General features: G+C 64.9%; 25 protein-coding genes. 3 read left to right on the top strand and 22 right to left on the bottom strand.

What is annotated here, in order from left to right; genetic code table 11:
• Positions 1-3: 3 nt before the first annotated feature.
• The 6 genes from QTH97_RS16940 to QTH97_RS16915 form a co-directional block, all read right to left on the bottom strand.
• A complete protein-coding gene (locus tag QTH97_RS16940; protein ID WP_286569515.1) occupies positions 4-507 on the bottom strand; it encodes a DUF4260 domain-containing protein in 504 nt (167 codons plus the stop codon).
• Positions 508-963 carry a Spy/CpxP family protein refolding chaperone gene (locus QTH97_RS16935; protein ID WP_286569513.1) on the bottom strand — a complete coding sequence of 152 codons (456 nt, stop codon included), beginning with the start codon at positions 961-963 and terminating at the stop codon, positions 508-510. It abuts the gene before it with no gap.
• Positions 964-1,175: 212 nt separating this feature from the next.
• On the bottom strand, positions 1,176-2,975 hold the full coding sequence (gene ptsP / locus QTH97_RS16930) for a phosphoenolpyruvate--protein phosphotransferase (RefSeq protein ID WP_286569511.1): 1,800 nt from the start codon (positions 2,973-2,975) through the stop codon (positions 1,176-1,178).
• A gap of 143 nt (positions 2,976-3,118) precedes the next feature.
• Complete coding sequence (locus tag QTH97_RS16925; RefSeq protein ID WP_286569509.1) at positions 3,119-3,388, bottom strand: HPr family phosphocarrier protein; 270 nt, start codon at positions 3,386-3,388, stop codon at positions 3,119-3,121.
• Positions 3,357-3,812 (bottom strand): PTS sugar transporter subunit IIA, encoded by a 456-nt coding sequence (locus QTH97_RS16920; RefSeq protein ID WP_028250934.1) that lies wholly within the window; start codon positions 3,810-3,812, stop codon positions 3,357-3,359. Before QTH97_RS16920 ends, QTH97_RS16925 begins: the two co-directional genes overlap by 32 nt.
• Before the next feature lie 112 nt (positions 3,813-3,924).
• The gene (locus QTH97_RS16915) at positions 3,925-4,467 is read right to left on the bottom strand and encodes a hypothetical protein (protein ID WP_286569508.1); all 543 of its coding nucleotides are present in this window, start codon (positions 4,465-4,467) and stop codon (positions 3,925-3,927) included.
• Between the two features lie 101 nt (positions 4,468-4,568).
• Here QTH97_RS16915 and QTH97_RS16910 point away from each other — a divergent pair, with 101 nt between their 5' ends.
• Positions 4,569-5,066, top strand: a complete 498-nt coding sequence (locus QTH97_RS16910; protein ID WP_286569506.1) for a TlpA disulfide reductase family protein — start codon at positions 4,569-4,571, stop codon at positions 5,064-5,066.
• Between the two features lie 123 nt (positions 5,067-5,189).
• Here QTH97_RS16910 and QTH97_RS16905 read toward each other — a convergent pair whose 3' ends face one another.
• Entirely contained in the window at positions 5,190-5,636 is a 447-nt protein-coding gene (locus tag QTH97_RS16905; RefSeq protein ID WP_286569505.1) for a c-type cytochrome, read from the bottom strand.
• 151 nt (positions 5,637-5,787) lie between these two features.
• Here QTH97_RS16905 and QTH97_RS16900 point away from each other — a divergent pair, with 151 nt between their 5' ends.
• Complete coding sequence (locus tag QTH97_RS16900; RefSeq protein WP_286569504.1) at positions 5,788-6,501, top strand: cytochrome b/b6 domain-containing protein; 714 nt, start codon at positions 5,788-5,790, stop codon at positions 6,499-6,501.
• On the top strand, positions 6,498-7,079 hold the full coding sequence (locus tag QTH97_RS16895; RefSeq protein ID WP_286569503.1) for a GNAT family N-acetyltransferase: 582 nt from the start codon (positions 6,498-6,500) through the stop codon (positions 7,077-7,079). The genes QTH97_RS16900 and QTH97_RS16895 overlap by 4 nt, the downstream gene beginning before the upstream one ends.
• Before the next feature lie 204 nt (positions 7,080-7,283).
• Here the strand turns inward: QTH97_RS16895 and QTH97_RS16890 are convergent, their stop codons facing one another.
• The 15 genes from QTH97_RS16890 to QTH97_RS16820 all read right to left on the bottom strand — a co-directional run.
• Complete coding sequence (locus QTH97_RS16890) at positions 7,284-7,790, bottom strand: peroxiredoxin (protein WP_286569502.1); 507 nt, start codon at positions 7,788-7,790, stop codon at positions 7,284-7,286.
• 68 nt (positions 7,791-7,858) lie between these two features.
• Positions 7,859-8,128 (bottom strand): 30S ribosomal protein S17, encoded by a 270-nt coding sequence (gene rpsQ / locus QTH97_RS16885; RefSeq protein WP_126837987.1) that lies wholly within the window; start codon positions 8,126-8,128, stop codon positions 7,859-7,861.
• Between the two features lie 9 nt (positions 8,129-8,137).
• On the bottom strand, positions 8,138-8,389 hold the full coding sequence (rpmC, locus tag QTH97_RS16880) for a 50S ribosomal protein L29 (RefSeq protein WP_286569498.1): 252 nt from the start codon (positions 8,387-8,389) through the stop codon (positions 8,138-8,140).
• 14 nt (positions 8,390-8,403) lie between these two features.
• Complete coding sequence (gene rplP / locus QTH97_RS16875; protein ID WP_028250943.1) at positions 8,404-8,820, bottom strand: 50S ribosomal protein L16; 417 nt, start codon at positions 8,818-8,820, stop codon at positions 8,404-8,406.
• A 28-nt stretch (positions 8,821-8,848) separates the two neighbouring features.
• Complete coding sequence (rpsC, locus tag QTH97_RS16870; protein WP_286569496.1) at positions 8,849-9,769, bottom strand: 30S ribosomal protein S3; 921 nt, start codon at positions 9,767-9,769, stop codon at positions 8,849-8,851.
• Positions 9,770-9,785: 16 nt separating this feature from the next.
• Positions 9,786-10,118, bottom strand: a complete 333-nt coding sequence (gene rplV / locus QTH97_RS16865; RefSeq protein ID WP_019657678.1) for a 50S ribosomal protein L22 — start codon at positions 10,116-10,118, stop codon at positions 9,786-9,788.
• A gap of 9 nt (positions 10,119-10,127) precedes the next feature.
• The gene (gene rpsS / locus QTH97_RS16860; RefSeq protein ID WP_007838132.1) at positions 10,128-10,406 is read right to left on the bottom strand and encodes a 30S ribosomal protein S19; all 279 of its coding nucleotides are present in this window, start codon (positions 10,404-10,406) and stop codon (positions 10,128-10,130) included.
• A 10-nt stretch (positions 10,407-10,416) separates the two neighbouring features.
• Positions 10,417-11,241: a 50S ribosomal protein L2 gene (gene rplB / locus QTH97_RS16855; protein ID WP_028250945.1), complete on the bottom strand. Its 825-nt coding sequence runs from the start codon at positions 11,239-11,241 to the stop codon at positions 10,417-10,419.
• A gap of 2 nt (positions 11,242-11,243) precedes the next feature.
• Positions 11,244-11,579 (bottom strand): 50S ribosomal protein L23, encoded by a 336-nt coding sequence (rplW, locus tag QTH97_RS16850; RefSeq protein WP_093162195.1) that lies wholly within the window; start codon positions 11,577-11,579, stop codon positions 11,244-11,246.
• Entirely contained in the window at positions 11,576-12,196 is a 621-nt protein-coding gene (gene rplD, locus QTH97_RS16845) for a 50S ribosomal protein L4 (protein ID WP_286569495.1), read from the bottom strand. The genes rplW and rplD overlap by 4 nt, the downstream gene beginning before the upstream one ends.
• The gene (gene rplC / locus QTH97_RS16840) at positions 12,196-12,876 is read right to left on the bottom strand and encodes a 50S ribosomal protein L3 (protein ID WP_286569494.1); all 681 of its coding nucleotides are present in this window, start codon (positions 12,874-12,876) and stop codon (positions 12,196-12,198) included. Before rplC ends, rplD begins: the two co-directional genes overlap by 1 nt.
• 185 nt (positions 12,877-13,061) lie before the next feature.
• Complete coding sequence (locus QTH97_RS16835) at positions 13,062-13,454, bottom strand: hypothetical protein (RefSeq protein ID WP_286569493.1); 393 nt, start codon at positions 13,452-13,454, stop codon at positions 13,062-13,064.
• Between the two features lie 155 nt (positions 13,455-13,609).
• A complete protein-coding gene (locus QTH97_RS16830; RefSeq protein WP_286569492.1) occupies positions 13,610-15,187 on the bottom strand; it encodes a hypothetical protein in 1,578 nt (525 codons plus the stop codon).
• Between the two features lie 156 nt (positions 15,188-15,343).
• Positions 15,344-15,658, bottom strand: coding sequence for a 30S ribosomal protein S10 (gene rpsJ / locus QTH97_RS16825; RefSeq protein ID WP_028250951.1), 315 nt, complete (start codon positions 15,656-15,658; stop codon positions 15,344-15,346).
• A 23-nt stretch (positions 15,659-15,681) separates the two neighbouring features.
• On the bottom strand, positions 15,682-15,802 hold a 121-nt coding region (locus QTH97_RS16820; RefSeq protein WP_506555386.1), incomplete at its 5' end, for an EF-Tu C-terminal domain-related protein.

The following is a 15,802-nucleotide window of genomic DNA, read 5'->3' as shown; positions in this document are numbered from 1 at the left end:
CCGTCACCAAGGATCGACCGGGCCGATGCGGCCTAGATGCGTGTGGGCGAATCCCGTCGCGTACTTGAGGCCGTAGCCCAGTGCGCGGTCGAAGCCGATGTGGGCGCACCAGATCAATCCGGCTGCCATCGCGACAGGCGAATCACCGAGCGAGCCGATCACCAGCATCGCGACAGGCCCGATGTACGAATGCGCCGCGTTGTACGCCGCCGCACCCACGCGAGGCCCGGCCAGGTAGCCGAGGAAGGACAGGTCGGGCAGCAGGAACAGCATGGCGAAGGCGCCCCAGCCGGCACCCAGTTGCGTGTAGGCGACGACCGCTGCGACAAGCACCACGGCACCTTCGACGCGCAGAGTCGCGCAGACGCCGCCCGAGACGGCACCACCTACCGCGCCAGCCTCCCCTTCCAGGGGGCCGCCGCGCAGGGCCGCTCCCACGCGGCCGACCCGCCCCCGGTTGGGGGTAGGCGAAGCGACACGAAGTGCGCGCAGCCTGGGGGCGAGCATCTACCCCCTCCAGCGGCGGCCGCGGTCCATGAAGTCCCGCACTTTCTGTTGCTGCGCGGGGTTCAGGCTGTCAAAGAAGTCAGCCGCGGCGGCAATCACTTCGGGACTGCCGGCCTGTACCGCCGCCGTCTTGTCCTCGACCAGCTTCTTCGCGCGCTCCTGGTCGAGCTTGGCACCGGCGAACAGCGAACGGAACTCGGCACGCGGATCGCCGCCGCCGCGCAGCGCCGCACGCTGCGCCTGCAGCTTCTCGGTCAGCACCGTGAGCTTCTGCTTCTGCGAGACGTCGAGTTCGAGCTTGCCGCTCACGCGCTCGACCATCCTGGCGCGGAACTCGGCCCGGTCTTGCTCCGAGGCGTTGCTCCAGCCATGGCGATGACCACAGCCCGCAAGGCTGCCGGCGACCAGCGCCGCGCCCGCGATACCGAAAAGGGAACGTTTGAACCAGCGTTTCATGAGAGTCTTCCTTCAACAACGATCGAAATCGATCAGGGAGACTCGATGGTGCTGGCGGCGCGCCGGCAAGTCCTTTCGGCGCGGTTTCGGCATGTACCGAAATTTTTCAATCACGGCTTCAGGCGTCGAAGGGGTTCCCGGGAAGTCCGTACGGCTCTCAACCACAAGGCGGGCTCGAAACGATCCCCCAGTCGAGGGAGCTTCATCCCGAGCTAGCGAACCAACGCCGCGGCGGGATCTTCTGATTCCAGGACGCCCCGCGCCCAGGCTTCGAGCTTGGTCGTGTCGGCCCGCAGCACTTCCTGCTTGACCGCCAGGATCTGCGAAGGATGCATCGAGAAGCTGCGCAGGCCCAGGCCCAGCAGCAGCCGCGTGAACACGACGTCGCCCGCCATCTCGCCGCACACACTCACGCCCTTGCCCTGCCGCCGGCACTCGGCGATGGTGTCGGCCACCAGCCGAAGCACTGCCGGGTGCGCCGGGTCGTACAGATGCGCCACGGACTCGTCGGCGCGATCGATGGCCAGCGTGTACTGGATCAGGTCGTTGGTGCCGATCGACAGGAAATCGAAGTACTTGAGGAAGGTCTTCAGCGTCAGCGCGGCCGCCGGAATCTCGATCATCGCGCCGACCTTCACGTTGCCGTGCGCCACGCCGCGGTTGTCGAGTTCGGCGCGCGCGAAGTCGACCAGCGAGAGCGTCTGGCGGATCTCGCTCACGTGGGCGAGCATCGGGATCAGCAGGTGGATCTCGCCATGCGCTGCCGCGCGCAGGATGGCACGCAGTTGCGTGAGGAACATCGCCGGGTCGGCGAGGCTCCAGCGGATGGCGCGAAGGCCGAGCGCGGGATTCAGGTGCGCGTCGTCGCGCACCGACTTGCCATCGAGCGGCTTGTCGGCGCCCACGTCGATGGTGCGAATCGTCACTGGCATGCCCTGCATGCCTTCCACCGCGCGCTTGTACGCCTGGTACTGCTCTTCCTCATCGGGCAGGCGCGTCATGCGCTGCGCCTCGCGACCCATGAAGAGGAATTCGCTGCGGAACAGGCCCACGCCGACCGCGCCAGCCTTGACCGCGCCGACCGAGTCCTCGGGCATCTCGATGTTGGCAAGCAGTTCGACACGCTGGCCGTCGAGCGTGACAGCCGGCTTGTGGCGCAGCCTCGACAACCGCCCGCGCTCGAGGTCGCCCTGGCGCTGCTTGAAGCCATACTCCGCCAGGATGATCGGCGAGGGGTCGACGATCATCACGCCCGAGTCGCCGTCGATGATCACCCAGTCGTCCTGCCGGACGAGCTGGCTCGCGCTGCGGGCGCCGACCACCGCGGGGATGTCCATGCTGCGCGCCACGATCGCGGTGTGCGAAGTGCGCCCGCCGACGTCGGTCACGAAGCCGGCGAACACGCTCTTCTTGAACTGGAGCATGTCGGCCGGCGACAGGTCGTGCGCAATCAGCACCAGCGGCGCGTCGAAGGCGTCGTTCGCGGTCGGGTCGGACTGCTCGTCGTCGTTCTCCGCGGCACGCTTGCGCCGCGGCGGGGTGGGCGCGAGCACCGCCGCCGTCCCCTTCATGCGATGCAGCAGGCGCTCGACGACCTGTTCCAGGTCGGCCTTGCGCTCGCGGAGGTATTCGTCCTCCATCTCGTCGAACTGCCGCGCCACCACTTCGAGCTGGGTGGTCAGCGCCCATTCGGCGTTGTAGAGCCTCTCGACGATCCAGTGCTTGACGCCGCCGGTGAGCACCTCGTCCTGCAACAGCATCTGATGGACGTCGAGCAGCGCCGAGAGTTCATGCGGCGCGTCGTTGGGCCCCATCAGCGCGACGCTGGCCTGCAGCTTCTGCAACTCCTCGGCCACCGCATCGCGAGCCATGCGGACGCGATCGATCTCGGTCTCGATCTGCTCCGGCTTGATGAAGTAGTGCGCCACATCGATGCGGCTCGACACCACCAGGACGGCGCGCCCGATGGCGATGCCACGGGCAACAGGCAGTCCGTGGATCGCAAAAGTCATCCCCCGCCCCTAGGAAGTGAGCAAGCGCGAAGCGCAAGCGCCGTTGGTGAAATGCCGCAGAACCGGCTCCGCCGGGCTGCAGGCATTGCCCCCTGAAAGGGGGTGGGCGTTGACACGAAGTGAAAAAGCCTGGGGGTCAGCCATCATTCCCCTTCCCCGAACTTGTCGTTCATGAGCGCCACGATCGCATCCAGCGCCTCCTGCTCGCGCTCGCCGTTGGTTTCGACTTCCACGGTCACGCCGAGGCCCGCCGCCAGCATCATCACACCCATGATGCTCTTGGCATTCACGCGGCGGTCGCCGCGCGCAAGCCAGACCTCGCAGGGGTAGCTCCCCGCAAGCTTGGTGAGTTTGGCCGAGGCCCGCGCATGCAGTCCTAGCTTATTGCTGATGGTCACGGATGTCTTGGTCACTGTGCTTTCTTCTTGCTTGATTCTGCGGTGCCGCCACCGCCACCTGCATCACGCCCGCGGTGCCGCCGGTCACCGCCCGCTGCACCAGAGTATCGAGCGGTTCGTTACGGTAACTCACCGCGCGGAGCAACATCGGCAGGTTGACGCCCGCGACGAGCCGCGAGCGGATGCCGTCGACCAGTTTCTGCGCCACGTTGCACGGCGTGGCGCCGAAAACATCGGCCAGCACGAGCACTTGCGAGCGCGGCGCGCGTTGGAGCTGCGCCAGCGTGATGCGCGCCGCGGCGAGGGTTTCTTCCGGCGACACGTTGGGCAGGACGTCGAGCGCGACGATCGAAGGCTCGCTGTCCGGAAAGACATGCAGCGCGCACTGCCGCAACGCCTGGGCGAGCGGTGAATGGGCGATGATGAAGATGCTGTTCATGCAGGTCGGCGTATGGCCCGCCAATTATGCGGGGGCGTCCGCCGGATGTAGAAATAAGACAACACGCAGCATCCCACAAACGGCTCCCGAGCGCCCTCTCGCGTTTCCTGGATCACGGTAGTCGCAAACCTTCAAAGAACGTCTGGAGGGCCTCGGCGGACGACGGCGACCCCACGACCGTGGCCTGGTAGATCGCCACGCCGTCCGGACGCTGCTGGGCGAACCACAGGACATGGGCCGCCCCCGACTGGCCGCCCGGCGCCGGGCCTCGCGTATCGAGGCGCAGCGGTGCAGGCGATGCCGACGCCCGGGGCAGCTTGGAAGGGGCTTCCTCGACCGGGGCGCCCGCAAGCTGCTGGAGCGTCGCCGCCCGCCAGGCCCGAATCCAGCTTTCAGCCTGCGCAGCATCGCTGGCCGAGGCGTGGGCCACGGCGAAGGTGGCCCCACCCGCCTTGCAACCCGCCATGTCCACGGCGACCGCCTCTGTACCGAGCGGCAACTGGCGCGTTGCACGGTCGGGCTTGCAAGGCAGCAGCGCGATCACGCCGGCGTTCCCGACAGGGACCTCGCGCCAGTTGAAGGTGGGATTGCACGCAACGAGAGCAGCGGCAGCCAGGGCCATGGCTGCGAGACGAGAGATGGATCGACGGGGCATCGGGAGATCGATTATCGAACGCCCCCCGGAACAACCGGCACCCGGGGTCCGGGCGCCGTCAGGCGATGGGAACTAAAATCGACCGGCTCCCTCGATCACCCATGAAAAAAGTCATCTACGCCGCCGCAGCCGCCCTCGTCCTGGCCGTCGGCGTGGGCGTATACCTGAACACCGGGGTTTCCGCGGCACCCGCCTCGACCTTCGTGCTTCTCGATGGCAGCAAGAAGTCCACCGAGGATCTGAAGGGCAAGGTGACGCTGGTCAATTTCTGGGCAACGAGCTGCGTCACCTGTGTTGCCGAAATGCCCAAGGTCATCGCGACCTACGACAAGTACAAGGGCCGCGGCTACGACACCCTCGCCGTGGCCATGAGCTACGACCCGCCCAGCTACGTCGTCAACTTCGTCGAGACCCGCAAGCTGCCGTTCAAGGTTGCGATCGACAACACCGGCGCCGTCGCCCAGGCCTGGGGCGATGTGAAGCTCACCCCCACCACCTACGTCGTCAACAAGCGCGGCGAAATCGTCAAGCGCTACGTCGGCGAACCGGACTTCGCCGAACTCCACAAGCTCATAGAAAAGCTGTTGGCCGAGGCATAAGCCCAACGCTTGCCAGCGCGAGCGCCCACTCCCAGGAACGCCGCGGAACGAGCTTCGCTGGCCCGCCGGTGTTGCCCGGCAGGGGGTGGGCGGCCCCACGAAGTGGGCAAGCCTGGGGGCGAGCTACTTGCTCCTGAAGGTGTCGTGACAGGTCTTGCAGGTCTCCCCGACCGCGCCCATCGCTGTCTTCAACGCATCGAGATTGCCGGCTTTCGCGGCCACCAGCAGCTTGTCGGTCTCTCCCATCAGTCTCTCGCTGAGTTCCTTGAACTTGGCCTGTTCCTTCCAGATCTCCGGTTTGGCCTTGCCGCCTTCCGTGCCCGGGCCGAAACCGGCCCACGGCAACCTCGAAATCTGGGCTACCACCTCGGCGTTCGAAACCGCCACCGCCGCGTCGTACGGCACACGACCGGCGGCCATGGCGCCCAGGCGACCCACGTGCTGGCCCTGAATGAACATCGCGCTTTGCCGGTACTTGATCGCGTCTTCGGTCTTGGCGAACTGCGCAGCGGCCGGGGCGGAAATGGCGGCGCATGCGGCAGCCAGGGTGATCAGGATCACTCGTTTCATCGTGTCTCCTTCTAGTGGTCGCGTCGCGAGGTACGGCGCGACGGTCAGTTTAGGGACTTGCCGCCGCTCACGACTAGAGACAACCCGCAGAACGCGCAGCGCCGGAAGTTTGCTAATCTGCGTGTCCCGCCGCCATGCCCAGACCTCGCCGATGACCGCCTCCTTCGAGCCCGCCGCCCGCCATCGGGGCCTGGGCGAAGCCGGTGCGCCTCGCACCCGGGTCTGGGATCTGCCGACGCGGCTCTTCCACTGGGTGCTGGCAGCGGCGGTGATCGGCCTGATTGCGACCGGTCTCAGCGGCGTCATGGAATGGCACTTCCGCCTGGGCTACACGGTGCTGTCGCTGCTGCTGTTCCGTGTGGTCTGGGGGTTCGTGGGCGGGCGATGGTCGCGTTTCTCCGCCTTTCTCTATGCGCCGACCTCGGTCGTGGCCTACCTCCGGGGCCGGGGCCATCCCGATCAATTGATCGGTCACTCGCCGCTGGGCGCCCTGTCGGTGTTCGCATTGCTAGGCTTCCTGATCGCCCAGGTCGCGACGGGACTGGTGGCCGACGACGAGATCTCGGCCTCGGGGCCGCTGACGCGGTTCGTCCCGAATTCGGTCGTCAGCGCTGCCAGCTTTTGGCATACGACGGTGGGCAAATGGACCGTGATCACGCTCGTCAGCCTGCACGTGCTGGCCGTGCTGTTCTATGTCGTTGTCAAGCGGCACCGGCTGGTACGCCCGATGATCACCGGCGACAAGCTGGTCATCGACGGGAGCGCAGCGCCGAGCCGCGATGATGTTGCATCTCGGCTGCTCGCGTTCGCGGTTTTCGCCGCCTGTGCGGGAATCGCGACCTGGATTGCATCGCTTCGTCTATGAGCCACTCGGTTTCACGCCCGCTGCCGTTGGCGGACACGCCGGAGATCGTGCTCATGACGCCGGACGAGCCGCATGAGTTGGAGGCTGCGCGTGCGATCTTTCGAGACTATGCCGCCTCGCTCAGCGTCGATCTCGGCTTTCAGAACTTCGACGAAGAGCTCGCCAACCTTCCGGGAGACTATGCGGAGCCGCGGGGCGCGCTGCTCCTGGCGCTGGTCAACGTGAGTGACACGGCCGTTCCTGTCGATGCGGAACCGTTGCAGCGAGCGCAAGGCGGGTCGGCCTACGTGGCGGGCTGCTGCGCGTTGCGCCCGCTGGACACCGCCGACTATCCGAACGCGGCTGAGATGAAGCGACTCTATGTGCGGCCCGCATTTCGCGGCGTGGGGCTCGGGCGCCAACTGGCCGAGGCCATCCTGGATGCGGCGCGCGGCGCGGGCTATGCCTGCGTGCTGCTCGACACGCTCGATGACATGGAGTCGGCCCGGGCGCTCTACGAAGACCTGGGATTCGTGGACGTGCCGCCGTACTATCACAACCCGATTGCGGGTTCGCACTACCTCAAGACAGAGCTGTAGCTCACCCCCAGGCTCGCCCACTTCGTGTGGCCGCCTACCCCCTGCCGGGGGCAACACCGGCGGCCCAGCGAAGCTGGTTCCGCGGTGTTCCTGAACTCGCCCCCAGGCTCGCCCACTTCGTGTGGCCGCCTACCCCCTGCCGGGGGCAACACCGGCGGCCCAGCGAAGCTGGTTCCGCGGTGTTCCGACATCAGCGGCGCGGGGCTACGCTTTTGCTTGGGCGAGCAAGGTGTCGGCGTCGCTGACTTCGAACTTGCCGGGACCTTCGACATTGAGGGTCGCGACCTTGCCGTCCTTCACGAGCATCGAATAGCGATTGCTGCGCACGCCCATGCCGCGTGCGGTCAGGTCGAGGGTGAGGCCGGTGGCGTTCGCGAAGGCGCCGCTGCCGTCGGCGAGCATGCGGACCTTGGTGCCGGTCTTCTGATCGCGGGCCCATGCGCCCATGACGAAGGCGTCGTTGACGCTGACGCACCAGATTTCGTCGACGCCTGCGGCTTTGAAATCCTCGAAGTGCTGGACATAGCCCGGCACGTGCTTGGCGGAGCAGGTGGGCGTGAAGGCACCGGGCAGCGCGAACAGCGCAATGGTCTTTCCAGCTGCAGCCTTGGTCACGTCGACCGCGTTCGGGCCGATGCTGCAACCCTCGCCTTCGACCTCGGAATACTCCTGCAGGGTCGCCGGGGGAAGGGTGTCGCCAACTTTGATCATCTATTGCTCCTAAAAAGAAAAAAGGCCCACATTGTGGGCCGTTTTTGAAAGGGCTGTAGCGCCTGGGATCAGACCAGAACGGCCTTTTCGACCAACCGGGTCACGACCCAGTTCTTCGACTTCGAAATCGGCCGGCTTTCGGTGATTTCGATGGTATCGCCCAGCTTGTACTCGCCCTTTTCGTCATGGGCGTGGTACTTGCTGGTCTTGGCCACGATCTTGCCGTAGAGCTCGTGCTTCACACGACGCTCGACCAGCACGGTCACGGTCTTTTCACGCTTGTCGCTGACCACCTTGCCGATCAAGGTGCGCTTGAGGGATTTTTTAGCTTCCGTCATGTTCACTCCTCACTTGGCGGCTTGGGCTTCTTGCTGCTTCTGAGCAAGAATGGTCTTGGCGCGAGCGATGTCGCGGCGTGTCACGCGCAGCGTCGAGGTGTTCGACAGCTGTTGCGTGGCCTTCTGCATGCGCAGGCCGAAATGGGCCTTCTGCAGATCCTTGATTTCGGTCTGCAGGCCCGCAACGTCCTTGTTGCGCAGCTCGGCAGCCTTCGAAGTCTTGGCCGTGGCCGCGACTTCCTTCTTCTTACGTGTTGCCATGGTGTTCTCCTCGATCAGGCGCCGAGCTGGCGAGCGACGAAGGTCGTACGCAGCGGCAGCTTGGCAGCGGCCAGGCGGAACGCCTCGCGAGCCAGTTCTTCGGGAACGCCGACGATCTCGTAGATCACCTTGCCAGGCTGGATTTCGGCGACGTAGTACTCGGGGTTGCCCTTGCCGTTACCCATCCGCACTTCTGCGGGCTTGTGGGAGATCGGCTTGTCGGGGAACACACGAATCCAGATGCGGCCACCGCGCTTGACGTGACGCGAGATCGCGCGACGTGCGGCTTCGATCTGACGGGCCGTGAGACGGCCGCGGTCGATCGACTTCAGGCCGAAGTCACCGAACGACACCGCGTTGCCGCGGGTCGCGATGCCGGTGTTGCGGCCCTTTTGTTCCTTGCGGAACTTTCTGCGTGCAGGTTGCAGCATGTTTATTACTCCGTAGTTCTAAGACCGATCACTCGGTCTTGGCACCGTCAGCTGCTGCAGCTGGCGCGGCTTTGCGGACGCGCTTAACGGCGGGTTTCGAGTCTGCACCCGGAGCCGCAGGGGCGGCGCCAGTGGCTTCTGCGGGCTTGTCGCTGCCATCGGCCGGAGCGACGTTGCCGCCGATCGGACCACGGGCACCGGCGCGCGGGCCACGGCGGTCAGAGCCGGGACGGTCGCCACCAGGGCGGCCATCGCGACGCGGGCCGCGCGGGCGACGCTCTTCGTCAGGACGCGGCGTTTCGACGGCCGGCAGGTCGTTGCGACCCAGCGTGTCGCCCTTGTACACCCAGACCTTGACGCCGATGACGCCGTAGGTGGTCTTGGCTTCCGAGGTGCCGTAGTCGATGTCGGCGCGCAGCGTGTGAAGCGGCACGCGACCTTCGCGGTACCACTCGGTACGCGCGATTTCGATGCCGTTCAGGCGACCAGCCGACATGATCTTGATGCCCTGGGCACCCAGACGCATGGCGTTCTGCATCGCACGCTTCATGGCGCGGCGGAACATGATCCGCTTTTCGAGCTGCTGCGTGATGCTGTCGGCGATCAGTTGGGCATCGATTTCGGGCTTGCGCACTTCTTCGATGTTGACCGCGACCGGCACGCCGAGCTGGCGACCGAGTTCACGCTTGAGGTTCTCGATGTCTTCGCCCTTCTTGCCGATCACGACGCCCGGACGTGCCGAGTAAATCGTGATGCGGGCGTTCTTGGCGGGACGCTCGATCAGCACGCGCGAAACGGATGCGTTCTTGAGCTTCTTCTTCAGGTACTCGCGCACCTTGATGTCTTCGGCCAGCATGCCGGCGAAGTCGCGGTTGCTTGCGTACCAGCGGCTGGACCAGTTACGGCTGACCGCAAGGCGGAAGCCGGTTGGGTGGATTTTCTGTCCCATATTTCTTCCAGGCCTATTAGTTGCCAACCGTCACGTACACATGGCACGTGGGCTTGCTGATGCGATTGCCGCGACCCTTGGCGCGCGCGGTGAAGCGCTTGAGCGTGGCGCCTTGCTCGACGTAGATGGTCTTGACCTTCAGTTCGTCGATGTCGGCACCGTCGTTGTGCTCGGCGTTGGCAATCGCCGACTCGAGCACCTTCTTCACGATCACAGCGGCCTTCTTCTGCGTGAATTGCAGGATGTTGAGCGCTTGATCGACCTTCTTGCCGCGGATCAGGTCGGCGACCAGACGGCCCTTGTCGACCGAAAGGCGGACGCCGCGGAGGACTGCACGTGTTTCAGACATGGTCGTTCCTTACTTCTTCTGGACTTTCTTGTCCGCGGGGTGCCCCTTGAACGTGCGCGTGAGCGCAAATTCGCCGAGCTTGTGGCCAACCATCTGGTCGGTGATGTACACGGGCACGTGCTGCTTGCCGTTGTGCACGGCAATGGTCAGGCCGATGAACTCGGGCAGGACCATCGAGCGACGCGACCAGGTCTTGATCGGCTTCTTGTCCTTGGTCGTCACGGCCTTGTCGGCCTTGGCCACGAGGTGGTGGTCGACGAACGGACCCTTTTTGAGAGAGCGAGTCATTTGCTAACCCTTACTTCTTGCGACGCGACACGATGAAGACCTGCGTGCGCTTGTTGTTACGGGTGCGATAACCCTTGGTCAGGTTGCCCCACGGGTCGACAGGATGGCGGCCTTCGCCGGTCTTGCCTTCGCCACCACCGTGCGGGTGGTCGACCGGGTTCATCACCACGCCGCGAACGGTCGGGCGGATACCCATCCAGCGCTTCACACCGGCCTTGCCGAGTTGGCGCAGGCTGTGTTCTTCGTTGGCGACTTCACCGATGGTCGCGCGGCACTCGACGTGCACGCGGCGGACTTCGCCCGAACGCATGCGGACCTGGGCGTAGACGCCTTCACGGGCCAGCAGCGTGGCCGAGGTACCGGCCGAGCGGGCGATCTGCGCACCCTTGCCGGGTTGCAGTTCGATGCAGTGGATCGTCGAACCCACGGGAATGTTGCGGATCGGCAGCGTGTTGCCGGCGCGGATCGGGGCTTCCGAACCGCTCAGCAGCGTTGCACCGGCTTCCAGACCGCGCGGGGCGATGATGTAGCGGCGCTCGCCGTCGGCGTAGCACACGAGCGCGATGTGGGCGGTGCGGTTCGGGTCGTACTCGATGCGTTCGACCTTGGCCGGGATGCCGTCCTTGTTGCGCACGAAGTCCACCACGCGGTAGTGGTGCTTGTGGCCACCACCCTTGTGACGGGTCGTGATGTGACCGTTGTTGTTGCGGCCGGCCTTCTGGAACTGGGGTTCCAGCAGGGCTGCGTGCGGCGCACCCTTGTACAGGTGGTCCCGCGAGATCTTCACCGCGCCGCGTTGGCCCGGCGAAGTGGGTTTCATCTTGATGACGGCCATGATTAAGCGCCTTCCCCGACGAGGTTGAGCTCTTGACCAGCCTTCAGCGTCACATAGGCCTTGCGAACGTTGTCGCGGCGGCCGACGGACTTGCCGAAGCGCTTGGTCTTGCCCTTGGTGTTGAGCACCGACACGCCCTGGACTTCGACCTTGAACATCAGTTCAACAGCGGCCTTGATCTCGGGCTTGGTGGCGTCTTGCAGCACCTTGAAGGTGACGGCATTCGACTTCTCGCCGACCATCGTGGCCTTCTCGGACACGATCGGGGCGACCAGCACGTTCATCAGGCGACCTTCGTCGAACTGACGTTGTGCGGGAGTAGGGTTCATGCGGCTCATGCGAACATCTCCTTGAGCTTGTCGACGGCACCCTTGGTGACCAGCACCTTCTTGTAGTGGACCAGCGACACCGGATCGGCATAACGCGGCTCGACCACGAGCACGTTCACCAGGTTGCGCGAGGCCAGATACAGGTTCTCGTCGACTTCCTCGGCGATCACGAGCACGGACTCGAGATTCATCGCCTTGAACTTGGCGGCCAGCGCCTTGGTCTTGGGCGAGTCGACCTTGATGGAATCGACCACGGCCAGACGGCCTTCACGAGCGAGCTGCGAGAAGATGGACGCCATGCCGGCGCGGTACATCTTCTTGTTGATCTTCTGCGAGAAGTTTTCGTCGGGCATGTTCGGGAAAATGCGGCCGCCCCCACGCCACAGCGGCGAGGAAGTCATACCGGCACGGGCGCGGCCCGTTCCCTTTTGCTTGAAAGGCTTCTTGGTCGAGTGCTTGACCTGCTCGCGGTCCTTCTGGGCGCGCGTGCCTTGGCGGGCGTTGGCCTGGAATGCGACGACGATCTGGTGAACCAGGTCTTCGTTGTAGTCACGGCCGAACACGGTCTCGGGGGCGTCGTACTTCGACGCGGCCTGGCCTTGTTCGTTCAGGAGTTCGAGTTCCATTACTTCGCTCCTTCAGCGGCTTGCGGCTTGGCCTTGACAGCCGGACGCACGGTGACGAAGCCACCCTTCGAACCCGGAATCGCACCCTTGATCAGGAGCAATTGACGGGCTTCGTCGATACGGATCACGTCGAGGTTCTGGGTCGTCACGGTGACGTCGCCGAGGTGGCCCGTCATACGCTTGCCGGGGAACACGCGACCGGGATCCTGCGCCATGCCGATCGAGCCGGGCACGTTGTGCGAACGGCTGTTACCGTGCGACGCGCGCTGCGAGCTCATGTTGTGGCGCTTGATGGTGCCAGCGTAGCCCTTGCCGATCGAGGTGCCTTGCACGTCGACCTTCTGGCCCACCGCGAACACGCTGGCCGCGGCGATGACGCCACCAGCCTTGTGCTGACCGGCCGTATCGGCGGTCACGCGGAATTCCTGGATGATTTCGCCTGCTTCCACACCCGCCTTGGCGAGGTGACCGGCTTCGGGCTTGGTCACGCGCGATGCCTTGCGCGAACCGAACGTCACTTGCAGTGCGACGTAGCCATCGTTCTCTTGGGATTTGATCTGGGTCACGCGGTTGTTCGACACATCCACCACCGTGACAGGAACTGCGTCCCCGTCATCGGTGAAGAGACGCATCATCCCCACCTTGCGGCCCAGCAACCCGAGGGAGTTGCTCAGACTCATTGGTTTTCTCCAAAACTCCCGCCGCTGCCACTTCAATTGGCGACAGCGTTTGGTATGCGGAAGAAGGTTGATAAAGTTCCGCGCAAGAAACACTCAGGCGAGCGCAACTTGGGCAGAGCCAAACATTATAGCCCGCAAGTACGCAACGGCGCAAGCGGCCTGCCGGGATCGAAGAACGAAGCTCGTTACTTCACCGGCATCGGCAGGATCTTGTCGCCGCCGGATCCCTGCTTGAGGTCCTTGCTGGCGGGCAACGCGGACGATGCCTTCCCGACCTGCACCGGAATCGACGTCGCGCTGGACGCGCCATATTGCGTGGTGAAGACATGAAGATAGCCCACGCCTTCCGCCGCAGGCACGACTTCCACGGTCAACGTGCTGGGCCCGCCCGCGGGAAGGGTGCGCGTCACCTCACCCGTCCCGAGCGACAAGCCGCCGTCGGCGGTCAACCGCAGCGTGGCTCCGTTCGGGTCGGTGATGCCCTCGAAGGTCAGCGTCACGGGAACGGCCTTTCCCACCTGCGGGTTCGCGTCGCTCACCTGGAACAGCACGGCAACGCCGGAACCGTTTCCTTTCATGGGGGCAGCCTTCATCTTGCCCGGCGCGCCCGCAGCCTTTGTCGCGCCAGCAGGGCCCGCACTGTCGGCGCTGGCCGAATGATGGGCGCAAAGCGCCAACAGCAATGCAACCGCGCCGGCTCCGGCGCGAAGTCCCGCGTTCGCGAACCCGCGCTTCATTGAATGGTGACGGTGAAACATGTCGCTGCCGAGGAGTTGTTGAAGTCGTTGATGACGAGAACGCTTTCGCCGGCCGGCAGGCCGACAGAGCTCGTCTCCGTCGTGCTGACGGCATTGGCCTCCGCAATCTGACGGCCACTGTAGACGACGAAATCCGGGTCCGACCCCGCCGGGCCGGCCACCGTGATCGTGTAGTTGCGCGCCGAAGGCGTAGCGAACCGGAGATACACGTAGTCTCCGAGCTTGTTGCCCGGACCGGCCTGGTTGGTAACGCAGGCAGACGTGCTTCCGCCCACCGCGGCGGACCGGTAAAGCGGGATCGGGTTCGCCACCCCGGAGATGCCGCCGCTGTTCGTCTCCATCGTCCCGAACGGGTCATTGGGGGCGGCGCTGATGCTCTGCGCGGACAGAAGCCCCGCCAGGGCCGAACTGCCTGCGGGTGCAGCCGCGCCGAACGCCGCGGTGAAGGGGTGGATGGAAGTGACGGCCAGGCCGTTCTTGAACTGCGCGCTGGTCAGCGTGTCGTGAATCGGCTTGAACCCGACCGCGCTGTTCAGCTTCCAGAAGATGGAATGAATGGATGCCTCGCGATACCAGCCCGGATTGGGACTGGCACCCGTCGTCAGGTCGATATTGGAACCTTGCGCCTGTCTGACCCCGACCGCGTCGGTGTAGTTGCCGCGATCGAGCACGATGCCTGACCATGCATTGCCCCAGCCTTCCGAGAAGGCAACGCGCCGATCCAGGCTTTCGGTCATGGAATGGCTGCCGCCCGGCGAATCGTCACGACTGAACGCCGACTGGTAGTAGTGACCCCATTCGTGCGCGACCACCGAAGCGTCGTACTCGTCGGTGTCGACGTTTTCCTTCCCGAGGACATAGATGGCCGGCGTCCCGCCATCGTCGGTGAAGAAGGTGGTGCCGATCTGGCCCAGGGCGGGGTTGCCGTCCGCGGGCACGTTATTGACGCTCCAGAAGACGCGCAGCGCGGGGAAGACCGCGGCCGGCGCCACGGACAAGACCTTGGACTGCGCGGCGTAAACGGTGTCGAGCAGGGCAAAAGGCGCCGCCGTACGGCCCGAGGTGTAGCTTGATCCGCCCCAGCCGGATGGCGCATGGAGATTGCGGGTGCCCGCCGCCGTGCCGGTGGAGAACGCCGGGGTTTCCATGGCGTAGATCGCATTCGCCTGGGTGTTGTCCCGAACGCTGACATCCCAGGTCGCGCCCGAGCCGCCCTGCACCATCTGGGCCTTGACCCGCACGATCACCGACGTGCTGGAGGGCACGGAAACGGCGTAGGCGCCGTTGGAATCCGTCGTCGTGGTGGACAGGATCGCCGACGATACGTTGTTGACGATCTCCACAAGGGCGCCCCGAACCGGCTTTGGCGCCGTGGCGGCATACATGAGGGCGCCCGTCGTATTGGGGACCGAGTCGTAGGTCGCGACGCCATCGAGCGTGACCGTCGTTGCGCCCGAGACATTGGCACCGCTCAAGCCCAGCGCCGACGCATTGCTCCCACCTCCTCCACCGCCGCCGCACGCCACCAGCAGCGTCAGGGCAGCCGAGGCCAATCCTCGCCATAACCAGATTCGTACCATGCAGAGCCCTTGTTTGCGTAGCGGCCACTGGGGCCGCTGTGTCTTGGATCTAGGATGCCACAGGTTCGTGGCAAAGAACAAAGCCCGATTGCACTGCTGCAATCGGGCTTTGGTGGTAAGCAAAGGTACTTACTGGAGCTTGATTTCGACGTCTACGCCGGCCGGCAGGTCGAGCTTCATCAGCGCGTCCACGGTCTTGTCGGTCGGGTCGACGATGTCCATCAGGCGCTGGTGCGTGCGAATCTCGAACTGGTCACGGCTCGTCTTGTTGACGTGCGGCGAACGCAGGATGTCGAAACGCTTCATGCGGGTCGGCAGGGGCACCGGGCCCTTGACGATCGCGCCGGTGCGCTTGGCGGTGTCGACGATTTCGGCTGCCGACTGGTCGATCAGCTTGTAGTCGAACGCCTTGAGGCGGATGCGGATTTTTTGCTTGGTGGCCATGGTGATTCCTTTGTGCGCCCGGATCAGATGTCCAGGATCTTGGCCACGACGCCCGAACCGACGGTACGGCCGCCTTCACGGATGGCGAAGCGCAGGCCTTCTTCCATCGCGATCGGGTTGATCAGCTTCACCGTGATCGACACG

This window comes from Variovorax gracilis (assembly GCF_030317115.1).
Classification (GTDB): domain Bacteria; phylum Pseudomonadota; class Gammaproteobacteria; order Burkholderiales; family Burkholderiaceae_C; genus Variovorax; species Variovorax gracilis.
This window is presented reverse-complemented; position numbering and strand designations above follow the sequence as displayed.